The organism is Petrotoga sp. Shatin.DS.tank11.9.2.9.3 (assembly GCF_003665005.1).
Classification (GTDB): Bacteria; Thermotogota; Thermotogae; order Petrotogales; family Petrotogaceae; genus Petrotoga; species Petrotoga mobilis.
In genome coordinates, this window is the sequence record NZ_JGVT01000006.1 from 1 (window position 1) to 26,660 (window position 26,660).

Sequence of the window (26,660 nt, forward strand, 5' to 3'; positions counted from 1 at the left end):
CACTTTGTCAATTTCTTTTTTATGAACTTATTTGAAAATTATTGTGAATTCATCAAAGAAAAAGAATAGTATACATTGAATATCGAATATCCTAAATAGGCTATGGAAGGTAAATAAAACCATTTGTTTTGGCCTATTTCAGTTTGTCCGAACAATTGTATTCCTACCCAGTTTAAAGAATATTTTATTATTATATAAGTTATAGCAATAGTCATAAAGATTGAAAAGAAAAAAGAGATAGCGCCTATTAACGAGTATCTGTGAAGTCTAGCTTTTTCTATGGCATATATTTCAAATAGTATTCCTAAGACCAACATTAATATAGATAGAAAAAATATTTGTCTGGTTTCTAACGGAAAATTGGGGTTAAGAAGATCATTAATAATAGGTTTTACAGTGTTCATTATTACTACGAGTAATATAAATATTACAGAAATAACTATATTAAATGTACCATATAGCATTTCAGCGAGTGTAAAAGGAGATTTTTTTTCTTTTTTTATATTTTTTGGCGTTAGATTTTGATTAGTCCTTTTATAATAATCTTCAATGTTTACTTTCATTGTTCTCTCCTTTTGATGAAGAATTACTGTTATAGCGCCCCTTCGCCCCGCTGCCCACCCATATTCCTATAATTCAATTTTTATTTCATTAATTTGGTCAACTATTTTAGCAGTCTTTTTTATAAATTGATCATAAATAGATTTGAAGTCTATATCAAGGATACGATCTGCAGGTGTTTTGAATACGGCTAATGCTGGTGCTTTAACTTTCATTTCTGGAAGTTTGTATGAATTTTCCAAAAAATTGTATCCTCGAAGCACTTTTTCTTTTAATATTCGACCTATTTCAATATATATAGATACTTCTGAACTACTTATATGATCGGGAACTTTAAATAAAACATGAATGTCCTTCAAATATGGAAAATAAAATATGTCATCATCCCATTGCTTGTAATGTTCAATTATGAATTTCAATTTTTCATCTGTTATGCTCTGATAGAGAGAAATGTATTCTTCGCCTTTTAATTTTTCAGAGAATATGAGCTTTTTTATAAGCCTTTCATTTCCCCATACCCTGTATGATGTAATTTTAAAAGGTGATTGTACTATTCCAAATGCCGTGTCGGGTTGTATTATTTTATTGTATTGCTTAGATAGTTCTGTGTATTTTTTTAGTAATATATCAGGATCATTGTAATACGTAGGGTATAAGACACTCATAACTTTTCCTGGTTTATCAGGTCCCAGAGTTTCAAAAACTCTTCCTTCTTCATCTATAAAAATACAGTAGACTGGAAATTTGTCTTCACCATCGTAAACAGCGCCAAAGAAAAAATGTTGAAATTCATCGGCTAAAAAGCTTTTGTATTTATTTAAGTAACTTATGGCAAATTCAATTAATTTTTCCAAATTATTTCTCTCCCAAACTTTCTTTTATTCTTTTAGCGATTTTTTCACTTTTAACGACTTTCGATATCTCTTCAATTGATGCTTCCAGTAATTTTTGAATCCCTCCAAAATGTTTTATTAATTCTTTTTTCCTTTTCGGACCTATACCGTAAATATCATCCAACTTTGTTTTTTCGAATCGTTTACTTCTGAGACTTCTATTAAAGCCTATAGCAAACCTATGGGTTTCATCTCTTACGTATATAAGTAATCTTAACACTGGATGATCCAAAGGTAAGTGAAGATCGGGTATGTCACCAGGTAAAACTATCCTTTCATCTTCTTTGGCGATACCTACAACATCGACATCTTTCAAAGAATAGCCGATTTCTTTTAGTGCTTCTACAGCTGAATTTACCTGTCCTTTTCCTCCATCAATAAATAAAAGATCAGGTAATTCATGCTTTTGATATCTTCTTTTTATAACTGTTCTGATACTTTCAAAGTCATCTGGGGCTTTTATATCATCTAATCGATACTTTCTGTATCCTTCTTTTTTGGGCTTGCCGTTTTCAAAACTTACTAAAGAGGCAACGGTATATAACCCTTGAAGATGAGATATATCTATACCTTCAATAATTTTTGGTTCTTTTTTCAAAGAAAGTATTTCTTTTGTTTGTTTTAAGGCAAAGCTTAAGTCTTTTTGCCTTTTTATTTCTTCTTGCAAATTTGTATAAGCCATTTCATATATTTTAGAACTTTTACCTATCTTTTCGATTCTTTTTAAGCCTTTTTCTTTCAGAAAATCCAATATTTCTGGAGAAATTTCTTCATTGTATAATGTCGATATCAAAGAAGGCGGTTCATTCTTTCTAACAATATAGTATTGATACAAGAAATCTTCCAACGTCCCTTCCATCGTGAAGGAAAGTTTTGAAATCAAGTATCCCTTTCTTACTATTAAAACTAAATAAACTGGAGGTTCATACATTATTATATCTAAATTTTTTCCGTTTTTGTATTCAACCGCTACTTCTTCAAATAAATTTTCTAATTTAAACAATGTGTCACGCATTTGAGCGGCTTTTTCATAATTTTTTATTTTGGCATAATCCATCATTGCTTTTTGAAGATAGTTCTTCACTTCTTCAATATCTCCTGATAAAACTTTTTTAACCTTTTCCACTGATTCTTGATATACCGTTTCGTCTACATCCTTGTAACATGGACCATAGCATCTTCCTAAATGGTAAAGGAAACATGGTTTGCTTTTCCTGCTTAAATCTCTGTCACAATTTCTGATTTTATATACGCTTTGGAGTACTTCGATAACGTCTTTTACAAATTTAACATCAGAGTATGGACCATAGAATTTACCTTTTTCTTCTTTTTTTGTACGAATGTATTTTATCTTGGGGAATTGTTCATCCGTTACTAAAATATATGGATACACTCGTGTATCTTTTAACATTATATTGTATTTTGGCTTATGAATATAGATGAGGTTGGCTTCTAAGATAAATGCTTGATTTTCATTTGAAGTTATTATGTAGTCTAAATTTGTGGCTTTTTCTAGCATTTCATAAGTTTTTTCATTTCCTATGTAGTTTTTCTTGTTAAAATAGGAAGAAACTCTGTTTTTTAAGTTTTTTGCCTTGCCTATATATATAGGATCACCTTTATTGTTTTTAAAAATATATACTCCTGGTTTTTTAGGGATGTTGTTTAAAATTGATCTGTCAATCATAGGTTGAGTCGCCTCCTTGCATTAAGGGGTAAACCCCTTAAGAACCCCAAGATCTTTGTTTGTTTTTAAAAAGTCTTTTTGCACAAAGCTGCAAAAGGGCTTCGCCCCTTAAGAACCTCATGAATCTTTGTTTCATTTTAAAAAATTTTTCGTGTAAAGCTGCAATAAGGTATTACTTTGAGATATTCAAAAGTTAGTTTTTTAGCGCCCCTTCGCCCCGCAGCCCACCCTTCTAAGGAAGAGGAATCATCGCTCAGCCTCGCATCCCACCCATTTTTCACATCTATTGTCATCACAATCTTTCTTGCCAATATAGCGATCCACTATTTCCCCCACGGGATTATTCTCCCCATCTAAATACGATGCATAGTGTAAATGTAAACATTTTATTTTAGAGAAATCCTCAATTCCACCTATTCCCGTTTCTTTTAGTTTCTTGATCATATTTTCAGGTAGGGAATTGATTTTTTCTCCTAATAGCTTCATTCTTTTTTCAATTTCTACTTGGTGAACACGTACCAGCTGTCGTTTTAATTCTGGATCATTTTGTATAATCTTTTCTATTTCAGTGATTTTTTGTTGGGCTTCCAGTTTTGAAACTTCTTCCACTAAATATGGACAAGTTAGCCAATAAAGAGTAGGAAATGGCTTTCCATCTTTTAAAGGAAAGCTCTTTATTACTTGAGGATAGCCATAAATGCATCTTTTTTCTATAGTTAATACGTTACTAACGCACCGTCCCAATTGTTTTTCAATTATTTTTAAATCTTTTTCTGAAACATCAGAGCTATCCAAGAACCATCCTCCATTCTATCTTTCAATACTAAATTTACATCTTTTGCTTGTTCAATAACCAATTTTTCCTTACTTTCAATTATACCAGAAAGGATGACAAATCCTTTATTTTTAAGTATTTTATCAAATTTAGGATCTTTCATTAACTGTATCAGTACTTCAGCCACAATATTAGAAACTAATATATCGAATCTTTCATGTTCTCCAACAGCGCTTAACAAATCGGATTCTTTTATCTCAATACTGACATTGTTTAAAATAGCAGTTTCTTTTGCTTTTTCTGTAGCCAAAATATCGTTATCTAAAGCCAAAACGTGATTAGCTCCAAACTTTTTAACCAAAAGCGATAATATTCCGCTACCTGTTCCAACGTCTATAACATCTTTACCTATGCAACCAACCTTTCTTAAAAGTTCGGCTGCCAGTTTAGTGGTTGAATGTAAACCCGTTCCAAATGCACTTCCTGGTATTATATTCAATACTATTCCCGGTTTTTCTATTTTTTTATCGGAAAAAGGATTGATCCAAACTCCATCTATAAGTTCAAAAACATCTATTGTTTTTTTCCATTCTTCTAACCATTTTGATTCTTCGGTAATTTCCTTCGAAAGGAGTTTTAAACCATACATAGAAAGCAAATCCAAAATATCTTTGATTTGCTCTTCCTTCTTGACATACAACTTCAGAAAAGTCTTTGAACTTTCTACATCTTCTTCAAAGTAAAAGGAATTAAACCCATATTTTATGAACTGATCTATTATCTTTTCTTCCTCGCTGGCTTTCAATTCATAAACAAACTCATAATATTTATCCATCTTATTTTTTCTCCATCATTTTATAAATTTGAGGAATTCTCGTGAGTAATAAAAGCATTATAAAGGCGTTCAAAAAGAATGAGACCACATAGCCACCGATTCGTGGAGGCATAAGAACCGCATATGAAACATCAAAAGCTTGATGAATAAAGAATGGTGTTAAGGTTATTCCTACGGCTTCACCTAAACCACAGGAAATGGCTAGTGACCAATAATTGATTCTTCTTTTAAAAAAATACCTAAAAACTATACCTGGAATCAAACCGTGTAAGGCTGAGGTCAACGTGAATTGGGGAAGGAACGCCCCCATTGGATTTATCCAAAAACCAATCAAATCAGATAAACCTCCAACGATAAAACCATCCAGGGGCCCAAAAATAAAGGCGGAAAGAAACATAGGAATCGTTCCAAACCCAAATCTAATAACTTCCACATTGCCTATGGGAATTCTAATCGCTAATAACCTTGACAAAAGTATGGATAGAACTATAAACAACGAATTCATGACTAACCTATAGGTGGCATTCTTTTGGTCCATAAATTCACTCCTTACTTTAATGGATAATTAGCATATTTTTTGCAAAGAACCTTAATACATCTTTTATTTCTTGGCTCCAAAGAAACCAATTATGGTCGCCTGGTTTTATGAAAAGAGTTGAAGATATGCCATTGATTCTTAATTCATGGTGCAGTTCAGAAGCACCTAAATATAGGTAAAAGTAATCTTCACTTCCACAAGAAAGATAAACTGGAAGCTCTAAGCCGTTTTGTTTTACGTTTTCTATATAATTAAAAATATTCTCTTTCTCCCAAAACTTTGGGTCAAAAGGCCAGCCAAATGCATCATGATAGTAATCTTCTCTTACATGAATTTCATTGCCATATAAATCGACTTCTTTCTCTGGGGGAACTTCTCTGGTTATTCCCCCACTTAAACTAGCAACAGACAAAAATAACTCTGGATACTTAAATGCCAACCTTAAGGCACCGTATCCTCCCATAGATAAACCGGCTATGAATCTTGAAGAACGTTCGTTATAAACCTTGTACTGCGTTTCTATATGTTGAAGAAGGTCCTCTATCAAAGCGGTTTCATAGTTAACACCAGTTGGAGAATTAACGTACCAACTGTTCTTAGCATCAGGCATCACGGCAACAAAAGGTGGAATTTCATTGTTAGTTATCATTAAATCCAAACTTTGATCTACTCGACCTTTCCTTAGCCAACTTGTTTCGTTCCCTCCATGTCCATGCAGAAGATAAATAGTCGGATATTTCCTGGTTTCAATGTCGTATTTAGGTGGAAGATAAATAGAATATTTCACATCACTTTTCAGTGCTCGGCTATAAAACGATAAAGATTCATATACTTTTCCATGTATCAAATGTGAACACCCCTTTTTTCTATCTATTAGGCCGTCAGTAAAGATTGTTTACAACCTCACCATACAATGGACCTGGTGTAATTTTATTGACCTTTACTTTCAAAAATTCACCGTTCAACTCTTCATTGCTTTCGAAGATTATTAATTTATTGTTCATTGTTCTTCCCATATAAGTACCATTTTTCCCAGCCTTTCCTTCTTGAATTATAACAACTTCTTGTTCGAGATACTTTTCATTCTCTTCAAGGTTTATTCTTTTTTGTAACTCCATGAGATACTGCAATCTTTTATTTTTAATGTGTTTAGGAACATCATCTTTTTGATACTTATAAGCTATGGTTCCTTCTCTTGGAGAATATTCTGCGATATTTATTCTCTCAAATCTACATCGCTTAATCAAATCTACCGTTTCTTCAAAATCCTCATCTGTTTCTGAAGGGAAGCCCGTTATAAAATCACTTGATATTGTAACGCTAGCTACTTCTTTCTTTACCTTATTTACAAGTTCTATGAACTCTTCTTTTGTGTATTTTCTATTCATTGCTTTGAGAATCTTGTTGCTTCCTGATTGAGCTGGAAGATGAAAATAATTTGCCGCCTTTTCCTCGTTGGCAACAGTCTGTATTAAAGAATCTGTTATATCGGATGGATAAGAGGTTAAAAACCAAATTCGTTTTATGGAATCAAATTCCGCTGCCTTATGAATGAGTAGATCTAATTTAGATTTTTTATCGCCAAAGTCCTTACCGTAGGAATCAACATTTTGACCTAAAAAGGTTATTTCTTTGTAGCCTTTTTTCGCATAACTTTCAACTTCTCTTATTATATCTTCCATAGGCCTACTTTTTTCGAAACCTCTGGTGTATGGGACTATACAGTACGTGCAATATTTGTTGCATCCGTATATGATAGTAATCCAAGCATGGTGTTTACTTGACGGCATCTTTGGAATATCGTAACTTACTTCATCTAATTTGTCGCTAAAATCAGCGAACCTTTCTCCATATAAAGCTCGTTTTACCAAATTTCCTATGTCTACCACATTTCTAGTGCCAAAGACAAAATCTATATTTTTAAATCTTTCAAGCAGATTCTCCCTTTCTTTTTCTGCAGAGCAACCACCTACACCTAAGATTAAATTCTTATTTTCATCTTTTAGTTTACCGTAACCGCCTATGGCTCCATACATTTTATTTTCTGCTTTTTCTCTAACGGCACAACTATTTATCAATATTATGTCGGCTTCTTTTGGATTTTCAGTCCATTCGAAGCCTTCTTCTTTCAAAAGACCTGCCATTATTTCACTTTCATTAATATTCATTTGACAACCAAATGTCCGTATGTAAAATTTCAAAATTATCACCTCTTATAAAAAAACCGGGAGTAATCCCCCGGTGTATTATGTAGAACCAAAAATTAAAATTTTTCGTCTTCGCCCTCGTCTTCTATTTCTGAAGGTACAAATTCTTCTTCCTCTTCTTCTAATTCTTCTGCGTAAATGGCGTATTTCTCTTCAGCTTCTAATTTTTCGTCTACTTCATCTATTACTTCGTCTTTTTCTTCTTCTACTTCTACTTCGCTACTTTCTTCGAGAGTTTCAATTCTACCTTCTTTTCCTTCAATAATCGCATCAGCCATTTTTGAAACAATGAGCATTATGGTTCTAATAGCATCATCGTTTGCTGGAATAACGTAATCAATAACATCCGGATCACAATTAGTATCCACTGTTGCTATTATGGGTATTTTAAGTAAATTCGCTTCTTTCACAGCAATTTCTTCTTTTTTAGGATCAATAATGAATAGTATATCTGGAATTTTTTTCATTCCACGTAAACCACCCAAGTTTTTTTCTAATTTTTCTAAATTTCTGCGAATGGTCGCCTGTTCTTTTTTGGGTAGTTTGGAAAACTCTTCACTTTCAACGTATTCCGTTAGTTGTTCCAACTTATCAATTCTAGATTTTATCGTCTTGAAGTTCGTTAACAAGCCACCAAGCCATCTGTTGTTTACAAAAAATTCTCCACTTCTGCGTGCTTCATCGGCAACAATTTGCTGAGCCTGTTTTTTCGTTCCTACAAACAATACTCTTTTCTTTTCCATGACCGAATTTTTTAGGAAGTCATAGGCTTCGTCAATACTTTTTAAAGTTTTTTGTAAATCAATAATGTGAATCCCTTTTCTTGCAGTAAAGATATAAGGCTGCATCTTTGGATTCCATCTTCTCGTCCTATGACCAAAGTGAGCTCCTGCTTCAAGTAACTGTTTCATACTTACCACTGACACAAAAATACACCTCCGTAGTTGTTTGATTTGGTTTTCTAACCTCCACCTTTCTTTTTTTCACCGACCCTTTTATGGGCACCGAGGTGAAAAACGAAAGATGTGAGTATTATTTTATAGTACCATTCTATTTTGTTCTCCCCAAAGCCCTTCTAAATCGTAGAATTCTCTACTCTCTTCCGAGAATATATGAACTATAAAAATACCAGCGTCGATTATCATCCAATCGGTACTTTTACCTTTATCGTAAAAAGTTATGGGTATATCTTCATCTTTTAAATACCTAACTACTTGGTCTCTTAAAGCTACTCTATGTGGTTCTGAATTTCCCGTAACAATAACAAAGTAATCAACCATCAATTCAGAATTTTCCATGTCAAGTACAACAATATTTTCTCCATCTTTTTCTTCTAACAATTCCACTATTTCCTTAACGGAATTCAAAACATCAGTTTTTAACAAAAATTTATCACCTCCACTAAAATTTTTTTACTTTTAGCATTTCTAAATTTATTAGCGCCCTTCCCCCGCTCCCCACCCATAAGGTAGAAAAATCAATGTTTTGCCCCGCTGCCCGCCCCACAATTGGCCAAATTATTCGACCGTGACACTTTTTGCCAAGTTTCTCGGTTTATCTGGGTCCAAACCTTTTTGCACCGCTGTGTAATAAGCGAACAATTGAGTAATAGGAGCTACTACCAACGGTATTAAAGGTTCCAGAACAGTAGGCACATCGATGTAATCATCACATATTTTTTTCGTTTGTAGATCATCTTTTGGGGTTAAAGCTATAACCCTTGCGCCACGCGCTTTTACTTCCATAATGTTTGAAATCATTTTTTCTCTTAACTTCCCTGAAGGAACTATCGCAAAGACTGGAAAATTATCATCTAATAGTGCTATTGGCCCATGTTTTAATTCTCCTGCTTGATAGGCGATCGCATTGATATAACTGATCTCTTTTAATTTTAAAGCACCTTCCAAAGCTGCGGGAAAACCAAAAACTCTACCAATGTACATCATGTCTTTGAAGTTTTTATACTTCTTTACCAATTCCATCATGTGACCGTTTGTTTCATTCAAGATCATTTTAAATAATTCTGGCATTTTTTCGATGGTTCTCATAATTTCATCCAACTCTTCGTTTTTGTAACCTCTCCAACGGATGAGTTGGGAAGCTAAGGTGTAAAGCAAAGCTATCTGTGCCGTATAAGTTTTCGTTGCAGCAACCCCTATCTCTGGACCAGTGTTGAGATAAAGGACTGCGTCAGATTCTCTCGGAATAGTTGACCCAACTACGTTACTTATAGCTAATACATATGCACCTTTTTTCTTTGCTAATCTGACACCTTCTAACGTATCTATAGTCTCCCCAGATTGAGAGATAGCCAACACCAAAGTATTACCATCTATCGCCGGATTCATGTATCTGAACTCTGATGCAACCTCAATGTCAAAATCAATATCTGAATATCTATTCATGAAGTATTTTGCAGCTAAACCAGCATGATAACTCGTACCGCATGCAACCACATATACTTTTTTCATTTGGTTCTTAACAAAACCTTCTAAAGATCGTACTTCTTTTATCTGTGGTTTCCCATCTTTTAATCGACCAACCAGAACGGATTCTAAAGCTATCGGTTGCTCAAAGATTTCTTTCAACATGAAATGCGGATATCCTGATTTTTCTGCCAGCGACTCATCCCAGGTTATAAGTATTGGTTTTCTCTCAAGAGGGACACCATCTAAGTTAAATAAAGAGTAACCTTTAGGAGTTAAAATAGCTACCTCTCCATCATTCAAAAAATTCATCTCTTTTGAATACTTCAGTAAAGGAGTAACATCTGAAGCTAACATACTAATACTATTATTACTTGCAATCACTAAAGGACTGCCTTTTCTTGCAGCAACTATTTGATCGGGTTTGTCTTTATGAACAACAGCAATAGCATACGCACCTTCGAGTTCTTCTAAAGCTTTTAAAACAGAATCAAAAAGATCTCCATTGTACTTATCTTCTATCAAATGAGCGATAACTTCTGAATCCGTTTCTGATTTGAAGATATGGCCCTTAACTTCAAGCTCCGTTTTCAACTCTTGAAAGTTCTCTATGATGCCGTTATGTACAACGGCTAACTCTTCTTTACAATCCAAATGTGGATGGGAATTTTGTTCTGAAACAACGCCGTGCGTTGCCCATCTTGTGTGGGCTATTCCAGAATAAAAACTTTCTTTCATTAAACCTTCATTTAGTAGTAATTTTTCAATCTCGCTTATTCTTCCCGGCATTTTTAGGTATTTTATAGAATTATTCACATTGTAAGCTAAACCTGCGGAATCGTATCCTCGATACTCAAGTTTTTTTAATCCAGAAATAAGATCTTCAACTTTCACTTTTCTATCGGAAACAAACCCTACTATCCCACACAATTGTTAAACCCCCTTTTAAATCTCAATCTTTTCGATCAAGTCAAATTTGGCGGCACGGTAAGCCACGTACAATGCATTAGCTATTGCTTCAGCGTCTGAAGACCCATGCGCCTTAACTAAAACACCATTGACCCCCAAAAAGAATGTCCCTCCGTAACTCCTATAATCAATTTTATTGACTAAAGATTTCAAAGAACCTCTTAGAAACAAGGCCCCTAATTTTGTGAATAACCCACCTTTTTTAATCGTTTCTTTCAATTCATGAAGGATGAAATAAGCTGTACCTTCCATAGTTTTTAAAACGTTGTTACCGGTGAATCCGTCTGTAACTATTATATCACACGTATCATCAAACAACTCACGTGCTTCTACATAGCCAACATAATTAAACTTCTTTTCTTCTTTCAACAAATTAGAAGCTTCTCTAACAATTGAATTTCCCTTTTCGTCTTCAGAACCGATATTTAAAATCCCAACCCTTGGATTTTCAAGATTCAAAAATTTAGCGTAAGCTATTCCCTCCCTTGCAAAATCATAAAAATGTTCAGCCTTTACTTCAGCGTTTGCTCCTGCATCCACCAAAATTTTTGGTTTATTGGATTTAGAAGGAAGGGCTAAAACCAAGGCAGGCCTTTTTATACCAGGTAGTCTACCTGCAACAAATGTACCGCTTGATAGTAATGCACCAGTGTTACCTGCACTCACAAAAGCATTTAATTCGTTATTTTTCAACATTTCGCAGCCTAGGTACATCGAAGATTCTTTCATTTTCAAAACTTCCGTTGGTTTTGTCTCGTTACTAACCAAATTTTTAGCTGGCACAATCTTTAAATTCGATATTTTATCTAAATCTTCCTTTGAAATTTCGTTTCCCACTATAACCAATTCGTCTGGAGAAAGAAACTTATTCTTTAAAGCAAAAAGTGCGCCCTCAACAACAGAACTGGGCGCATTATCACCGCCGTATAGATCGATACCTATTTTTACACTATCCATAGGCTCATTCACCTATTTCTAAGATTTGTTTGTCACCATAGTATCCACAATTCAAACAAACGCGGTGTGGTAATTTTGGCTCTCCGCACTTCGGACATTTTACAACATTGATCTTGTATGCAGAGTAAAATTTCGCTCTTCTAGAATGTGTTTGACCTCTTGAAGCTTTTTGTTTTGGTGTTGCCATCTATGTTACCCCCTTTGGTATTTTGTATTAATTTGATTTTTCATTATCCAACAACTTTTTTAGCATTACAAAACGTGGGTCAATATCCTCTGTTTCACAAGAATGCTCTGGATTTTCGTTCAAATCAATTCCACAGATAGGACATAGCCCTTTGCAATCTTCTTTACACAGTGGAACTTCTGGCACTGCTAATATTATAGTCTCTATTACTCGATTTGTCAAATCTATTGTTTGACCATCATAGTAAATGAGATTGTCTAACGTTTTTAAACGTTCAGTTTTCGATAAATACTTTTCAAAACTCCTACTCATATATACGGCTTCAAAACTTTCATCGATCCAATACTCTATAGGTTTCAAACATCTCGAACAATGAAGCTGAACCATAGTTTCAATTTTACCGTTTACCAATACTTGACTGTCGCCTTTCTCCAAAGAAACATTTACATCTATTGGGGCAAGTATCTTCGCCTTTTCAGAAGGTAGTTCAATTTCTTTCCAGTTTCTGATGATGATCTCTCTTTCTAATATCTTTTCAAAAGATTCTAATTCAACTATAAGGTTTTTATTTTTCAGTTCTTCGTTAAACATTATTCTCACCTCAGCCGTTTTATTTTACTTCAAAAACGTTTATCAAATACAAAATAATTGTTAATTTTTCAATAATAAAAAGAGAGGCAGGAATTAACCTACCTCTCGAGCATTTGCTGCACTATGCAAATAAGGGGCGCATAATTGTCTTTAAACTGCGGGGGAAACTGTGAAAACAAAATTACCAACCTTACCATTATATTCTCCATTTTTTAAAAGCAATTCTCTCATCTCAGGATTGCTAGCGAGCACCTGTTGAAAATTGAATCCTACTTGAACGGTTTTTTCAATAACTCCATACGATGAATCGTTACTATCAACAGAATAATTAAAGCTACTATTCAACAATTCTAACAATGCTTGAGTATTTTCATTAAAACTGCTTTCTTCGACGTCAAATTCAACCATGAGTTCAAAAGCGGTATTTGCTACTATTTTTACGTTAACCTCTTCACTTTTGTTTTCAGGAGATGACAAATCCAATTCATAATCTAAACTTTCTTTATCAACAGAGTCAATCGCTGCATAACTAGAAACACTAATATAGACAGGGATATTAACACCATCAGAAGTTTGAGAAAAAGAAATAACACTGATATTTAAAACCAACAACATTATTATTGTTATAAAAATAATCTTTTTCATTACATTCACCACCTCTAATAAAAGTCTAATAAAATTATACTAAATAAAAATAAAAATGTCAAGTCTTTTATTATTTTTTTTAGTACGATTAAAAGCGAATTATAATCATTTTTATTGAATTTTTATTGAAATAATTAAAATTATTTATAAAAAATAATGTATAATTAAAGAAAAATATTAGGAAGTGATTAAAATGAAGAAAATGATTGTCTTTATAACTTTCTTATTCTTAACTGTGAGCATATTTTCAGCAAATAATTATTTCGAATTTAAATTGGATTTAGACAATTACAACTATCAGCAAACTCAAATTTTTCTTAACCTGTCCAACGTTTATCGGGTAGAATTACAACTAGATAGTAATTACCAATTCTTTCATAGTTATTTTAACCTTTCAAGTTGGGGAAGCGGAAGTACTTATACATTACAACTAGGGTTTAATATCCAACCATTATGGCAAAACAATAACCAAAAAATTCTGGCTATGTTTCAGAATGGACTTTTATCTTCTTCAGGGACAAAAATAGGAGAAGTTTTGCTTTTAGACTCTACTGGGGAACAGTTAGATTTTATTGATGTTTATTTCGTAGTTGACAACTTTTTTGTCGACTATAACGTTTCAAACGATATAGTCTTTGAATTCACCCCACCTTATCCAGGTAGTGGGAAGTGGTATGATCAAAAATCCTCTAATGTATCCCTCAAGTCTAACTTGCCTCCCCTTCATGTTTACGTTGGTGTAGAGTTATTAGATGGGTTTGATTTTCTATCTGAAGGTAGCTATTTGCAATTTTTAGGTTCTCCAAATACGTATTTAAATAATCCTAATGTAGAGTTCGACATAACAGTTGGCTCTAATTTAGGTAACCTATTCAAAAATTATGGAAGTTTATTACAAGAAAAATTTGTCCAGGCTGGCTTCCCTGAAGAGGGACTTCACGTGGGGGATGTTGTAGTTTCTATCCCTATGGAGGGTGGGTATTTTAGTTATTTGGCTGTTCCTATTTACTTTAAGGTGCCTGAACCTGTTATAAACTTCATCGTCGGAGGAGAAGGCACAATTCAACTAACTTTTGACCTTGCCAATCCTCAGAATAATGTTATTTCCTCAGTTCCCGCGCACATTGAATCAACTTTGCCAAAGTACGATATTTATCTTTCATTGGATATTTTTGACAGTTACAACTTTTTGGAAGATTATATTATATTACAAAGTGACGAAGTAATATCCGTAGAGAATGGTAATACCGATTTTGATATTGAAATAAAGGCAGATTTTGCTGATTTGTGGAATGACAAACGTGAGCAAATACTATCCCTTTTTGAAAATGAGGTGCTCACGGTCAATGAAATTATCCATATAGGTGATGTTTACATTACTCTTTCGTCCTCTTGATACCTTCCTGAATCTTTTTCTTATTTTTTATTTTCTTCTTACTGTTTTTCTTCAAAATTCTTATTGAAATTTTATTGAAATTAATTGCTATCTTATTAGCCCGAGTATAATTAAAACAGAATTAGTTTTATAAAAAATGAAGTCAGGGCGTGAGGGTAAATGATTCAAAAATTAAAATATACATTAATTTTTTCTTTCATAATTATCATTTCATCAACCTCATTTGCTATAAGCAAAGAGACCACTGTCCCTATATATTTAGCCGTACCTGAATACTTGAAAATTACCAACCTTAGCGATTCACGTTTAGACTTGTATGCTACAGTTGCCAATTGGGGCGACATAGTAGAAGACAGTTTAACTTTTAATGTTGAATCTAACATAAATTATAATTTAACAGCTAATTTTACGGTACTTAGCTCGCTACCTGGGTGGCAGCAATATTTGATACTAGGTTCTTATGATTTGCTACTGTCAGGCACTGGAGGAACTCCTGGAATCCACAATTATATTTTAACTTTTCAGCTGGATGTAGGCCTGTTGGAAGGACTTATATACACCTTTATGGAAGGTCAAATTGGGAATATTCAAATAACAGTTTCTAGCAACTGAAGTTGTAACATAAATTTTGATTGGATTTTTATTAAAAATTATTGTTGTTTTATTATAGTAAGTATAATTAAATTAGAAAAGTAAAATAAAGATAATTCAAATAAAACGAAAATTTTAAAAGGGGTGGAAAATTATGAAAAAAGTTTTAAGTTTGGCAGTTTTGATGATGGTGATGTTGATTTCAGTTTCAGGTTTGGCACAAGTTTCTGATACTGTTAACGTTCCAGTTTTTTTGAATGTTCCAGCATTTGTCAGATTGACAGTAGATACTACAAGTCCTGATTCCCAGTTCGATTTAGTATTTGATCCAGCAAATCCTGCAAATCCTACAGATACTGTAAAGCTCTTAGCAGAGGCAAATGTTAATTATAGTGTTTCTTCTAGTATAACTCCAGTGACTGGTTATTCTTCATGGACTAGCTTACTACTAATTACCATAAACACTAACAACGCAGCTGGTTTTGGAGGAGCAGGAAATGTGGTCTTCGATGTTTCTGCAACACTTGATGTTCTAGGTAACTTAAATCTAGGTGCACTTCCTACAAATACAAAAATCGCCGATGTAACCTTTACCATAGCCTCAATTTAAGAGTTTTTAAAGAACATTTATTAATAATATCCCATATTTTTCAATTACCCCTTTTTGCTTCTAAAGCACATAAAAAGGGGTAATTTTATTAATATTTAGGTAGAACGTATTTTAGTGAATATAATTATTAAAGATTCAATAAATTTTAATTGTGTTATAATAGAAACAAAAAAAGGGGATAGGTAATAATCATGAAGAAATTTTATATTCTATCTATTGTTTTTTTACTTTTTACAACTTTTTCTTTCACTCAGATAACAGTTTCGCCTTTGTCCGTTGAAAAAGACGTCAGGGCAGGGGAAGAATTCATTGCCACTATAAACGTCATTGGAGGTAACACTACACAAAACGTCAATATAGAGCTTTACCTACTGAGTCAGGACTTTGATGGAAATTTTGATTATGTAGAAGCAACTCCAGATAACTTTCTCTATTCAAATTGGATCGAATTTCCAAACTCCATTACCGTTTCCCCTCGATCAACGACACCAGTTGAAGTCGGTGTCAATATCCCCTCAAACGCTCCTTTTGGAACTTACAATTTTATCCTTATGATTACCCCAGAAGTTGAAACTAGTGGAACGATAGGAATAATTATTAGATACGCTATAAGAATCACAGTTCATGTGCAAGGAACTGTCATAACAATGGTGGAAGTTGAAGATGTGAAGGTCGTTCCAGATGGAGAAGGCAAACCAGTAATCGAAGCTACCATCTCTAATGGCTCAAGTTATGACCTAGTAATTTCTGCTGAAGCTATTTTGAGAGATAAATCTGGTATGATGATAGAAAGATTGCCCTTAAAATCTTCTTACATGGAAAAAAACAATATAACCACCCAAAGAGTATTAAAAGGGAACAAAGTTGTATTTTCAGGTAAACCCACCTACCTGTTAGCTCCTGGAGATTACAAGGTAAACCTCTTTGTTAACTACTCCAACAGGCAAAGAGTGTTTACATACGATATAAACGTTCCTGAAGAAGGTTTTAATTTCACTCCTCCAACGGAACTTGCGCTTATATTAGACAATACAGAGTTCAGTCATGAGCTTTACGCTGGTGCTGTTAAAACCTTTGTTATAAATCTACAAAATATGTCTAATCAAAACGTCACGGTACAAGTTGGTGGAGAAGAATTTGCGAGTTTACCTAAAGATAGATCCTTGCTATCATGGATCACTTTGAGGTCTCCGTCATCTTTTACAGTTAATGCTCAACGAACCTCAAGAGTTATACTTTCAATAAACGTACCAAAAGAAGTCGAAAATGGTGCTTACTACGGCAAAATCTTTCTAAATGCCTACGATGAATCGGGAAAATTTTTATCTCAGAAAAAAGTCAACGTTGAAACGATTATAGGCGAAGTAAATTATGATGTTGAGTTAGTGAGCTCAAACTATGAAAAAATAGAAGGTAGCGGAATTTTTAGTGCCTTGATCAAAAATACGGGGGAGAGATACATAATTCCTAAAGGAAGTTTGAGTATTTTAGACAGTGATGGTGTGAGCATAGGTGTTTACAGTCTTCTTCCATCTACTCAAGAGTGGTTAGTTCCTAGCCAAGAAACGATGTTGATTGGCGAAGTACCTATTTTAGAAGAGAATGGTTATAGATACATCCTCACTATTTATAACAACGAACAAAGGTTAAAAGCCTTCGAGGGGGAGTTAATGTGATAAAAAAAATATTAAAAAGATCAATTTCTTTTGTTATTTTATCACTTATGTGTTTATTAGCCTTCTCTCAAGAAAGTACCGCCCCAAAAGTGACGGCAACTTTTTACAACACTGATTTAATAGAGGCTTTGAACGAAATCTCTCTTCAAACGGGGGTAACGATTTTAACCGATCAATACGTGAGTGGCTTGGTCACAGCAGACTTTGTAGAAGTGGATTTAGAAAAAGCGTTGAATATACTTCTACTTCCCGGTGGCTACTCTTACAAAAAAATTGATGAAAATGTTTACTTTGTGGGATTAGCCGATCCTCAAAGTCATAATTTTTTGAACTTAGCTGAAATGCAAGTGTTTTCTTTGAATTATATTTCGGTGGAAAAATTTTTAAATTTGATTCCCGAAAATCTACACCAATACATAAAAACTAACGAAGAAACTAACCAATTGGTTGTATATGCTCCACAAAATACAATAGATTATATAAAAGATCTGGTTGACAAGTTGGATAAGAGTGAACCATATATTGAATTAACCGTTTATATCGTTGAAACAAATGAAAGGTACTCTGATTTGATAAAGGGCAATGTGTTCAATATAAACCAAGAAGGTATGATTAACAGTTTTTCTTTTACGAGTCCTGCAATTGGATTTTCTGTACAAGATCTTTTTGAAGCTGAAATAGAGATGTACGAAAAGAACGAAACCGCAAATTTAGTTACTAAACAGGTTGTCAACGTTTTACCAGGAGAACCAGCGTTATTAAGTTTGAAGAATCTAGAGAGTATCGTTTTTACTACCTACAGAAACGAATTCCGAAATATTGAAAGTGGAATAGAAATAGAAATGACCCCAACTATGATGAATCAAATACTTCAAATTTCTTTTAGGACAAAAACAACAAACTTAATGGAAGTCACAAATGATAGCTATTTACTTTCAGAATCGGAGTTGGAGACTAAAGTGAATTTAAACCCCAACGAAATTTTGCTAATTGCTGATTTAGATTTGAGTCAACTTTATTCAAAAAATGGGGGAACAACTTTGTTGAAAGATCTTCCATTTCTTAGATTTTTATTCGGTGATAACCAAAACATTGATGAGAGCAAACGGATGATGATATTTTTAACTGCTACCCCAACCTTTGAAGGGGTTGATCAAAATTGAAAAAATATCTCTATCTTTTAACACTCTTCGTTTTGATGTTTCAAATTTTTGCGTTTTCACAAAGCTCTCAAATGTATAATTACTCAATTTACTCTGTTTTGAAGAATGATAGCAGAAGTGAAACTCTTTTGGGTAATGTGGCTGTTATTCAAGGTTACACTTTTAATTTTGTTTCGAAAGGCAATATTGATGCTACTTTCGGAATCACTCCTCTCAATGACTTGGGAGATAAGGTTAGAACAAAAATTATTATAGACAGTGTAAATATGCACTTTGAAAATACTATCGACCTCTCAAAAAACAAGAAAAACTATGTTACCTCGATTTATTATTTAGAAGGCGACGAAGAAAAGACTTTGGATATCTATCTCCAAGTTAACAACGTTGAAAAGTTAGAGTTCAGAGATCAAGAAGTAACTTCAAAAAATAATAAAATTATCTTTAAAACTTATTACAACCAATTTTCTTATTATGAAGATGAGTTCATTACCGAAACAGAAGTGGAATTAAATGATTTAGTTTTCTTTGGCATGAGTAACTTACTTGATTACAAAAATGGGGGATATTACTTAGGAGTTATTTTTAATGGAATGAAAGTTGGTGCTAACTATCAAAACGATACCTTTTATCTGTTTTTGAACGACAAAACCTATATTGACTCGTTTGAATTCGATGGAATTTTTGTACCTTACACATTTTCCAATAACAGCCTTGATTTCAAAGGTGATTTTGCATTCACAGTTACCGAAAACTTCCCTACGTTTAAAATCGTCGATTTAAAGGATACACTTACTAATGAAGAACAAGGTTTTTATTTAGGAGAGAAAATAGGACGGGCTTTGAATTTTGAAGATCTTGGATTTTATCTTGGAAGAGAGCTCAAAAAATTGACTGAAAATATGAACAACAACTTTTTTGTTGGCTTAGATTTGAGTTATTTAGAAAATCAGTATGACTTCTCCTTAACAGGAGGCATTTCGAATCAGATATCAAATTTTAAATTTGAGACCTTAGGTGGTTATAACTTTGTTTCTAACACATTTTCTTTTTCTTTAACCTCCTTCTATGAATTTTAGTAGATATTGATCGCTTTAAAAACATTAATATTTTTTGGTTTATTATCGAAAGTGCTAAAATATTAATGGATTGATTATTAAAGGAGCATACCTTATGTTAAATATTTATATGTTAGGGGATTTTCAAATTTTTCTTGATGACAATCCAATAGAAAATTTAAAGTCAAGAAAAGCTAGAGAAATTCTAAAATATCTTATTCTCAACAGAGGCCAAAAGGTTTCCGTTTTTGATTTGTACGATCTCTTTTGGCCCGGTTTCGACGATGAAAGTGCCAGACAAAATTTAAATACCACACTCTATTATATTAGAAAAAATTTAGGACTTAGTAGCGATGAATTAACTCTACAAGAGGATTTTTGCACGTTTTCAAAATCAAAAGACATATATATAGATTTTGAAGAATTTTTAGCCTTAAGCGATGAAGGGTTTAAAGAGAAAGAAATCAATAGACGTTTGTTTTTATTCTCAAAGGCGGTTAGTTTATACAAAGGTGAGTTATTACAAGAAAACGTTCACGAAGAATGGGTAAGAGAAAAAAGGGAATATTTAAAACGTATATACGTTGATATGTTAATTGAAATGGGCAATATTCACCAAAAAATGAATAACCCAATAGATGCGCATTATTATTTTCAAAAAGCTTTTTATTATTCACAAAGAGAAGATAGTTGGTTAAGATTGATTAAATTCTACACAGAAAACAATGAACTTGAAAAAGCTAGAGGTTTATTCAACGAATACAAAGATATTTTTGGTCATGCAAAAGAATTTCCATTCTCTCCACCCAGCGCGAATAATGGAGAATTAACAGCATTTTACGAAAAAAATGGTAACCTTTTGTCGTCAGAATTATTTGATATAGTTCTTGAACTTGAGAAAATTAAAAGAGATAAAGATCACCTATTAGTGGAGATTAAAATGCATTCTTCTTTTGACGACAAATTAATTAATGAAATAAAAAAGATCGTCAGGCAAGAAGATTTAATAAGTTATAATTCTCAAGATATATATATTTTATTTCGAGGAATTAAAAACCTTTCTGATAGTAGAGAGATTGTCGTTAAAAAGATTAATAATCTTTTAAATGAAAAAGGTTTCACATATTCTATAGTTAAAGTAGAATAAGGATGATAAGGGGTGAATGAAATTAACGAGAACTACGAAAAACTTACAGGGGTAGAGAAAGACTTCATACTGTCTCAACTTCAAAAAAAGTTAGAAGAATCAAAAAACGAAACCTTCGAATTTAACGAAGAGAACTTTCCTTCTTACATTCTAGATGACTTGAACGACCTCATACTTATTATGGATTGTTTTAGAAAAATTGTTTTTGTCAACAAAAAGATAAATAATTTCGGTTTTTCAAAAAAAGATTTTATCGGTAAAGATGTCATAACTTTTTTTGAGGTTCACGTTAAGAAACAGATCGAATATTTCTTTAGAAGGCAAAATCAGAACAAGTTGTTGATTTTTAAATCATACTTTCCCAACGGAAATGGAGAAAAAATACCTATTGAATTCAAATTAGAAACCTTTCATATAAACGATGAAAACCTTTACATATTAATTGGAAAGGATTTAAGCGAAAGTGAAAAATACAAAAAAGAGATTGAAATCATTCAAAAAAACCAAGAAATTATTCTAAAAGCTTTAGAAGTTTCTCAAATAGGAATTTGGGAATGGGATGTAAACTGTGGTAAATTCAGTTATGACGAAAGATACAAAGAAATCTTAGGAACCAATACAGACCCTTTTGAAGGCAAATGGAGCAAATTTGAAGAGTCGATCAATAAGGAAGATACTGAAACATTAATAAAAAATATAAGAGAACATTTTTTAACCAAAGCAAGTAAATTTGAAGGAACGTACCGCATAAAAGATGTGAACAATAATGATAAATGGTTTCTTTCAAGGGGTAAAGTTTTAGAACGAAACAAGTTTGGGCTGCCTTTGAATATGGTTGGAGCTTATTTAGAAATAACTGAAAACAAGAAGAAAGTCGACGAAATGAAGAAAGAGAAAGATTTTATTGAAAAAGTCGTTGAAAACATGGGACAAGGTCTGGTTTTATTAGATTTTGATTTAGAGGTTAAATATGCTAATAAATCATTCTACAAAATGGTTGAGTTTGATGACGGAATTTTAGATTTGAAAAAAGTTTTAGATCAAAGGGATTGGGAAAGTTTTAATGAAAATATGAAAAATTTAAAAAGAAGCACCAATAATGCAATTTCTTTCGAATCTAACTTAGTTACGAAAAGCGGTGACAAAGTCCCAGTTTTAATAACGGGTGTAACGTATGAAGAAGTTGATGTGAGTAGAATTATCTTGGTCATAACAGACATTACTGAAAAGAAAAAACTTGAAGAAATACTTAAAAAATACGCAACTTTCGATGATTTAACTGGTTCTTACAACAGAAGAGCGGGTTTTTATGCTTTAGAAAAATATTTTCAACTTGCCAAAAGAAGACAAGAGCCTTTGTCTGTTGTTTTTATTGATATTGACAATCTTAAATACATAAACGACAATTACGGCCACGATGCAGGAGATTACATTCTAAGAAAGGTAACTGATGTTTTAAAAAATACCTTAAGAGAATCAGATTTGATAATACGAGTAGGTGGGGACGAATTCGTTTTAGGCCTTCCAAATGCGGAAGAAATCGATGTTCACAAAATTTTTCAAAGAATTTTAAGGCAACTCAAAGAGGTAAAAGTGGATGGTAATGTGAGGATTAATTTAAGTTACGGTGTTTCGGAATATAAAGATTTTCAAAAGGATATAAACCTTGAATCATTAATAAAAGAAGCTGATAATAAGATGTATGAGATGAAAAAAGCTAAGAAATGAAATGTTTCCTTGACAGGTGAGAATATCAATGCTATAATATTTCAGGGTTGAATAAGAAACAAAAATCACGGAGAGGTGGCCGAGTGGCCGAAGGCGCTTGCCTGCTAAGCAAGTGTAGAGGTGACTCTACCGAGGGTTCGAATCCCTCCCTCTCCGCCATTTTTTATCAATTATTGTTATAAAGTGCCTGTAGCTCAATTGGATAGAGCGTTGGACTGCGGATCCGGAGGTTGCCGGTTCAAATCCGGCCAGGCACGCCAAATTATGCAAAATAAAATCGGTCTTCTTTTAGACCGATTTTTTACTTAAGCTTTTTGAACTTTTCCTGATTTTAAACATTTCGTACAAACATACATTCTTCTTACTGTACCTTCGTCTGTTACTACTCTTATCTTTTGAAGATTGGGCTTCCATACCCTTCTTGTTGTTACTTTTGATTTAGCAACGGTGTTTCCTGTTGCAGGACTTTTTCCGCAAATTTCACATTTTCTTGCCATCTATATTCCTCCTTAGCCTATACTTTTTTCTGTTTTTAGAAATTTTGAAATTTTATAACTATTTTATGAAGGCAAAAACAATTTTCCTTACTAAGAATTCTTGTATATTTCTCTGTAAATAAAGTACAAATCCATCTCGTTGTCGCCAGAAACGTAAACTGGAAATTCTATTATGACACCTTTAGAATTCACTTTTACAATCTTACCAGTAAATACGGACGGAGGTGTTACAATTATATTATAACCATATTTTTCAAGATTAGTACCAATGGATCCAGAAACCATGTTACCTAGTTCCCCTATTGCACTAATCGCCATATCATTAATTTCATCTATTTTCATAATACCATCCATCATGTTGTTGACTATATCCTTCGCGACATTCTCGGAAAAAGAATAGAGAATGTTCCCTTCAAGTTCACCGGTAAAACCAATATTAGTAATCACATCATAGTGTTTTTCAATTTCTTTAACGACATATGGCTTTTGCAATTGTATATCCATCTTTGTGATTATTTTAAAGGTGTTTTTGAGGGAGGCGAGTACTGAGTTTATTATATTAACGTCTATTTGAGAACACCTCCAGTTCTAAGACCATTTTGTTCCTTCAGGGGTATCTTTTATTTCTATGCCAATTTTGCTTAAGTTATCCCGTATATAGTCTGAAAGATTGTATAACTTTTCTTCTCTAAGAGCAGATCTTACGTTTAGAATGATTTCCATTAGTTGATTTAATTCTACATTGTTCTTCTGTATTTGTTCGTTAGTTTCAAAAACCCCCAGGACACTCCCGTAAATATTTCTTATTATATAATAATTATTTTTTATTGTTTCTTCATCACGTGAATTTAACGCTTTGTTTAAATCTCTTGATAATTCGAAAATTCTTGCCACAACTGATGGTGTATCAAAATCATTTGAGAGGCTACTAATGAGATACTTTTCTTCTTCCTTAAAACAATTCATTTCCCGAGGATAAGGGACTTTTCCGTTAAAGAAAGCTTCAGCGTCATTCAAAGATTCTTTAATTCTATTAACCGATACCTCTTGGTTACGAAGCAATTCTTCACTTACGTCTATAGGTATACGATAATGCTTGCTGAGTATAAAAATTTTTAAGACATCCGAATCAAATTTTTTCAAAAGGTCTCTTAAATACCAAACGTTCCCTAAGGATTTTGACATCTTATCTTGTGCCATACGAATCATTCCGTTGTGCATCCAGTATTTTGCAAAATCCTTACCACTTTTTGCTATAGCTTGGGCTCTTTCGTTCTCGTGATGAGGAAAGATGAGATCGTTACCTCCCGCATGAATATCGAAGGTGTCGCCTAATATTTCAGACGACATAACAGAACATTCTATGTGCCACCCTGGGCGACCTTTTCCCCATGGACTTTCCCAAAATGGTTCCCCTTCTTTTGAAGCCTTCCATAGGGCAAAGTCCAAAGGATTTTTTTTGTATTCGGAGACTTCTACCCTAACCCCTACTTTCATATCTTCAATCTTTCTGTGGGATAACTCTCCATATCTTGAAAATTTTCCCACTTCAAAGTAAACATCTCCATTTTCAGCCTTATAAGCATAGCCTTTTTCTTCAAGTTCTTTTATATAAGAAATAATTTCATTAACATAGTTGGTAGTTTTTGGATGAAAATTAAAAGCCCTCACTTTAAGAGCTGTCATATCTCTCCAGTATTCAATTATATATCTTTTACCTACCTCTTCGAAAGGTAAGTTCTCTTTTTTTGCTTGTTCAATGATCTTATCGTCTATATCAGTGAAGTTCTGTACTAATGTAACTTTGTAACCAATATATTCCAAAAAACGTCTAAAGGCATCGAATATTATAATAGGTCTTGCATTGCCAATGTGTAACAAGTTGTAGACTGTTGGTCCACAAAGATAAATCTTTATTTCGCCTTCTTTCACCGGTACTAAATCAACTACTTGTCCACTTAAAGTATCGTATATTTTAATTTTAGGAAATCTTTTCAAATCTCGGTCACCCTTTGAAGTCTTTCCAAAACAGTATTCCTACCTAATAAAAATATCGTATTTATCAAATCGGGTCCATGAAATGAATCCGTTAAAATTTTTCTTAAAGACATGTAAAATGGTTTCTTTTGAGGATTGGCTTCGTTCATAGCATTCTTTAAATTCTCTGTTATAGTTTGTGTATCCCATCTGTCATCTTCATTGAAATACTTATAAATCAAATTGATAGCTTCTTTTACTCCTCTTTTATCAAAGTATTCTTTAAATTCAGGATCGTTTGTATCTGGATATACATCTTTTAAAAAAACTTCCATTTTTTCAGGTATTTCGCTCAATATTTCAACAGAAGAAAGAATAGTTTCTAAAGCTTTAATAACCCATTTTTTGTTTACTTCATATTGTTCTTTGCTTAGAAGTTTTGATCCAGTCACAAAAGGTTCTGCGAGTTGATAAATTTCTTCCAGAGATTTGTTTCTTAGATACTGCCCGTTCATCCACTTTAATTTTTTCTCATCGAATAATGCAGGGCTCGAATTGACCCTATCCAAGGTAAAATTATCAATTATTTCAGAGAGAGGCAATATTTCTTTACCCTCAGGATGAGACCAACCAAGCAGTGCTAGATAATTGTCAACAGCTTCAGGCAAGTATCCCTGAACCATAAACTCTTCGACAGAGGTAGCTCCATGTCTTTTGGATAATTTTTTACCGTCTGGTCCCAAGATCATAGAAACATGAGCAAATATTGGGGGTTCCACCTCAAAAGCCTCATAAATTGCCATTTGTCTCAAAGTGTTTGGTAAATGATCGTCCCCCCTGATAACATGGGTGATTTTCATTTCGATATCGTCTACAACGACAGCAAAATTGTATGTAGGTATACCATTACTTCTCAGAATTATAAAATCTCCTATAGCACCTTTCTTAAAGATGACTTTACCCTTTATTTTATCGTCGAGTTCATAATCTTTTTGAGGCATCTTCAAAAAAACAACGGGATTTAAACCTTTATTATTGTACTGTTCAATTCTTTCCTTTGTGTTGTACTTTGAAATCAAATCATAGGTATAATGTGGTGGTTTACCTTCGCTTATTAACTGATTTTTTACCTCTTCTATCTCTTCTGGTGAGATATATGCCTCGTATGCTTTATCTTTTTCTATTAGTTCCTTTGCTCTTCGTTGATAGATTTCTAACCTTTCACTTTGGCGATAAGGTTCATAATCTCCGCCAATTATAGGTCCTTCATCCCAATTCAAATTCAACCATTTTAGAGTGTTTATAAGTTGATCTTCAGATTCTTTTGTTGAACGTTCTATGTCTGTATCTTCGATTCTTAAGATAAATTTTCCTTCATTTTTTTTGGAAAAGAGATAATTAAAAAGTGCCGTTCTAGCTCCACCAACGTGGAGATATCCTGTTGGACTTGGTGCAAACCTTGTTCTTACAGTGTTTAAGATCATTGTTTAGTCCTCCAAAATTATTTGATTTTATTGTTTTTAGAAACTCTAAAATTTGTTTTAGCGCC

At 33.2% G+C, this 26,660-nt stretch carries 27 protein-coding genes and 2 tRNA genes; 10 read left to right on the forward strand and 19 right to left on the reverse strand.

Annotation, left to right across the window (positions count from 1 at the left end):
- Nucleotides 1-38: 38 nt before the first annotated feature.
- From BZ25_RS06655 to BZ25_RS06725, 15 genes are all read right to left on the reverse strand, one after another.
- Nucleotides 39-563, reverse strand: coding sequence for a hypothetical protein (locus BZ25_RS06655; protein WP_012209642.1), 525 nt, complete (start codon nucleotides 561-563; stop codon nucleotides 39-41).
- A gap of 66 nt (nucleotides 564-629) precedes the next feature.
- Nucleotides 630-1,415: a DUF4895 domain-containing protein gene (locus BZ25_RS06660; protein WP_103065823.1), complete on the reverse strand. Its 786-nt coding sequence runs from the start codon at nucleotides 1,413-1,415 to the stop codon at nucleotides 630-632.
- Between the two features lies 1 nt (nucleotide 1,416).
- Complete coding sequence (uvrC, locus tag BZ25_RS06665) at nucleotides 1,417-3,141, reverse strand: excinuclease ABC subunit UvrC (protein ID WP_121567461.1); 1,725 nt, start codon at nucleotides 3,139-3,141, stop codon at nucleotides 1,417-1,419.
- Between the two features lie 246 nt (nucleotides 3,142-3,387).
- Nucleotides 3,388-3,936 (reverse strand): DUF501 domain-containing protein, encoded by a 549-nt coding sequence (locus BZ25_RS06670; protein WP_121515529.1) that lies wholly within the window; start codon nucleotides 3,934-3,936, stop codon nucleotides 3,388-3,390.
- The gene (locus BZ25_RS06675; protein WP_121567462.1) at nucleotides 3,903-4,751 is read right to left on the reverse strand and encodes a 50S ribosomal protein L11 methyltransferase; all 849 of its coding nucleotides are present in this window, start codon (nucleotides 4,749-4,751) and stop codon (nucleotides 3,903-3,905) included. Before BZ25_RS06675 ends, BZ25_RS06670 begins: the two co-directional genes overlap by 34 nt.
- A 1-nt stretch (nucleotide 4,752) precedes the next feature.
- Nucleotides 4,753-5,289 (reverse strand): folate family ECF transporter S component, encoded by a 537-nt coding sequence (locus BZ25_RS06680; protein WP_121567463.1) that lies wholly within the window; start codon nucleotides 5,287-5,289, stop codon nucleotides 4,753-4,755.
- A 16-nt stretch (nucleotides 5,290-5,305) separates the two neighbouring features.
- Entirely contained in the window at nucleotides 5,306-6,136 is an 831-nt protein-coding gene (locus tag BZ25_RS06685) for an alpha/beta hydrolase family protein (RefSeq protein ID WP_158584874.1), read from the reverse strand.
- Between the two features lie 34 nt (nucleotides 6,137-6,170).
- Nucleotides 6,171-7,490, reverse strand: coding sequence for a tRNA (N6-isopentenyl adenosine(37)-C2)-methylthiotransferase MiaB (miaB, locus tag BZ25_RS06690; protein WP_121567464.1), 1,320 nt, complete (start codon nucleotides 7,488-7,490; stop codon nucleotides 6,171-6,173).
- A 62-nt stretch (nucleotides 7,491-7,552) separates the two neighbouring features.
- On the reverse strand, nucleotides 7,553-8,422 hold the full coding sequence (gene rpsB, locus BZ25_RS06695; protein WP_121515533.1) for a 30S ribosomal protein S2: 870 nt from the start codon (nucleotides 8,420-8,422) through the stop codon (nucleotides 7,553-7,555).
- Nucleotides 8,423-8,533: 111 nt separating this feature from the next.
- Nucleotides 8,534-8,881 (reverse strand): ribosome silencing factor, encoded by a 348-nt coding sequence (gene rsfS / locus BZ25_RS06700; RefSeq protein WP_012209633.1) that lies wholly within the window; start codon nucleotides 8,879-8,881, stop codon nucleotides 8,534-8,536.
- A 132-nt stretch (nucleotides 8,882-9,013) separates the two neighbouring features.
- Nucleotides 9,014-10,852, reverse strand: coding sequence for a glutamine--fructose-6-phosphate transaminase (isomerizing) (glmS, locus tag BZ25_RS06705; protein WP_121567465.1), 1,839 nt, complete (start codon nucleotides 10,850-10,852; stop codon nucleotides 9,014-9,016).
- A gap of 15 nt (nucleotides 10,853-10,867) precedes the next feature.
- Nucleotides 10,868-11,848 (reverse strand): phosphate acyltransferase PlsX, encoded by a 981-nt coding sequence (plsX, locus tag BZ25_RS06710; protein WP_121567466.1) that lies wholly within the window; start codon nucleotides 11,846-11,848, stop codon nucleotides 10,868-10,870.
- Nucleotides 11,849-11,852: 4 nt separating this feature from the next.
- Complete coding sequence (gene rpmF / locus BZ25_RS06715) at nucleotides 11,853-12,035, reverse strand: 50S ribosomal protein L32 (protein WP_012209630.1); 183 nt, start codon at nucleotides 12,033-12,035, stop codon at nucleotides 11,853-11,855.
- 27 nt (nucleotides 12,036-12,062) lie between these two features.
- Nucleotides 12,063-12,626, reverse strand: coding sequence for a DUF177 domain-containing protein (locus BZ25_RS06720; protein ID WP_012209629.1), 564 nt, complete (start codon nucleotides 12,624-12,626; stop codon nucleotides 12,063-12,065).
- Between the two features lie 150 nt (nucleotides 12,627-12,776).
- Nucleotides 12,777-13,271 carry a hypothetical protein gene (locus BZ25_RS06725; protein ID WP_121515537.1) on the reverse strand — a complete coding sequence of 165 codons (495 nt, stop codon included), beginning with the start codon at nucleotides 13,269-13,271 and terminating at the stop codon, nucleotides 12,777-12,779.
- Between the two features lie 193 nt (nucleotides 13,272-13,464).
- On the opposite strand from BZ25_RS06725, the gene BZ25_RS06730 reads away from it, so the two are divergent.
- The 10 genes from BZ25_RS06730 to BZ25_RS06775 all read left to right on the forward strand — a co-directional run bounded on the left by BZ25_RS06730 (nucleotide 13,465) and on the right by BZ25_RS06775 (nucleotide 22,897).
- Nucleotides 13,465-14,667 carry a hypothetical protein gene (locus tag BZ25_RS06730; RefSeq protein WP_121515538.1) on the forward strand — a complete coding sequence of 401 codons (1,203 nt, stop codon included), beginning with the start codon at nucleotides 13,465-13,467 and terminating at the stop codon, nucleotides 14,665-14,667.
- 159 nt (nucleotides 14,668-14,826) lie between these two features.
- On the forward strand, nucleotides 14,827-15,279 hold the full coding sequence (locus BZ25_RS06735; RefSeq protein ID WP_012209626.1) for a hypothetical protein: 453 nt from the start codon (nucleotides 14,827-14,829) through the stop codon (nucleotides 15,277-15,279).
- Between the two features lie 133 nt (nucleotides 15,280-15,412).
- Nucleotides 15,413-15,868 carry a hypothetical protein gene (locus BZ25_RS06740; protein WP_121567467.1) on the forward strand — a complete coding sequence of 152 codons (456 nt, stop codon included), beginning with the start codon at nucleotides 15,413-15,415 and terminating at the stop codon, nucleotides 15,866-15,868.
- A gap of 191 nt (nucleotides 15,869-16,059) precedes the next feature.
- Complete coding sequence (locus BZ25_RS06745) at nucleotides 16,060-17,544, forward strand: hypothetical protein (RefSeq protein WP_121515539.1); 1,485 nt, start codon at nucleotides 16,060-16,062, stop codon at nucleotides 17,542-17,544.
- Entirely contained in the window at nucleotides 17,541-18,707 is a 1,167-nt protein-coding gene (locus BZ25_RS06750; protein ID WP_121515540.1) for a type II secretion system protein GspD, read from the forward strand. Before BZ25_RS06745 ends, BZ25_RS06750 begins: the two co-directional genes overlap by 4 nt.
- Nucleotides 18,704-19,783 (forward strand): hypothetical protein, encoded by a 1,080-nt coding sequence (locus BZ25_RS06755; protein ID WP_121515541.1) that lies wholly within the window; start codon nucleotides 18,704-18,706, stop codon nucleotides 19,781-19,783. The genes BZ25_RS06750 and BZ25_RS06755 overlap by 4 nt, the downstream gene beginning before the upstream one ends.
- Nucleotides 19,784-19,877: 94 nt before the next feature.
- Nucleotides 19,878-20,909: a BTAD domain-containing putative transcriptional regulator gene (locus BZ25_RS06760; protein ID WP_121515542.1), complete on the forward strand. Its 1,032-nt coding sequence runs from the start codon at nucleotides 19,878-19,880 to the stop codon at nucleotides 20,907-20,909.
- A gap of 12 nt (nucleotides 20,910-20,921) precedes the next feature.
- The gene (locus tag BZ25_RS06765) at nucleotides 20,922-22,637 is read left to right on the forward strand and encodes a diguanylate cyclase (RefSeq protein WP_103065807.1); all 1,716 of its coding nucleotides are present in this window, start codon (nucleotides 20,922-20,924) and stop codon (nucleotides 22,635-22,637) included.
- Between the two features lie 69 nt (nucleotides 22,638-22,706).
- Nucleotides 22,707-22,796: transfer RNA gene (locus BZ25_RS06770), tRNA-Ser, on the forward strand.
- Between the two features lie 24 nt (nucleotides 22,797-22,820).
- A tRNA-Arg gene (locus tag BZ25_RS06775) sits at nucleotides 22,821-22,897 on the forward strand.
- 45 nt (nucleotides 22,898-22,942) lie between these two features.
- On the opposite strand, the gene rpmB is transcribed toward BZ25_RS06775, so the two are convergent.
- The 4 genes from rpmB to gltX all read right to left on the reverse strand — a co-directional run bounded on the left by rpmB (nucleotide 22,943) and on the right by gltX (nucleotide 26,595).
- On the reverse strand, nucleotides 22,943-23,134 hold the full coding sequence (gene rpmB / locus BZ25_RS06780) for a 50S ribosomal protein L28 (protein WP_012209619.1): 192 nt from the start codon (nucleotides 23,132-23,134) through the stop codon (nucleotides 22,943-22,945).
- 90 nt (nucleotides 23,135-23,224) lie between these two features.
- The gene (locus tag BZ25_RS06785) at nucleotides 23,225-23,626 is read right to left on the reverse strand and encodes a chemotaxis protein CheX (RefSeq protein ID WP_233552367.1); all 402 of its coding nucleotides are present in this window, start codon (nucleotides 23,624-23,626) and stop codon (nucleotides 23,225-23,227) included.
- Nucleotides 23,627-23,722: 96 nt separating this feature from the next.
- Complete coding sequence (gene cysS / locus BZ25_RS06790) at nucleotides 23,723-25,114, reverse strand: cysteine--tRNA ligase (RefSeq protein WP_370038217.1); 1,392 nt, start codon at nucleotides 25,112-25,114, stop codon at nucleotides 23,723-23,725.
- A gap of 14 nt (nucleotides 25,115-25,128) precedes the next feature.
- Nucleotides 25,129-26,595, reverse strand: a complete 1,467-nt coding sequence (gene gltX, locus BZ25_RS06795) for a glutamate--tRNA ligase (RefSeq protein ID WP_121567470.1) — start codon at nucleotides 26,593-26,595, stop codon at nucleotides 25,129-25,131.
- Nucleotides 26,596-26,660: the final 65 nt, after the last annotated feature.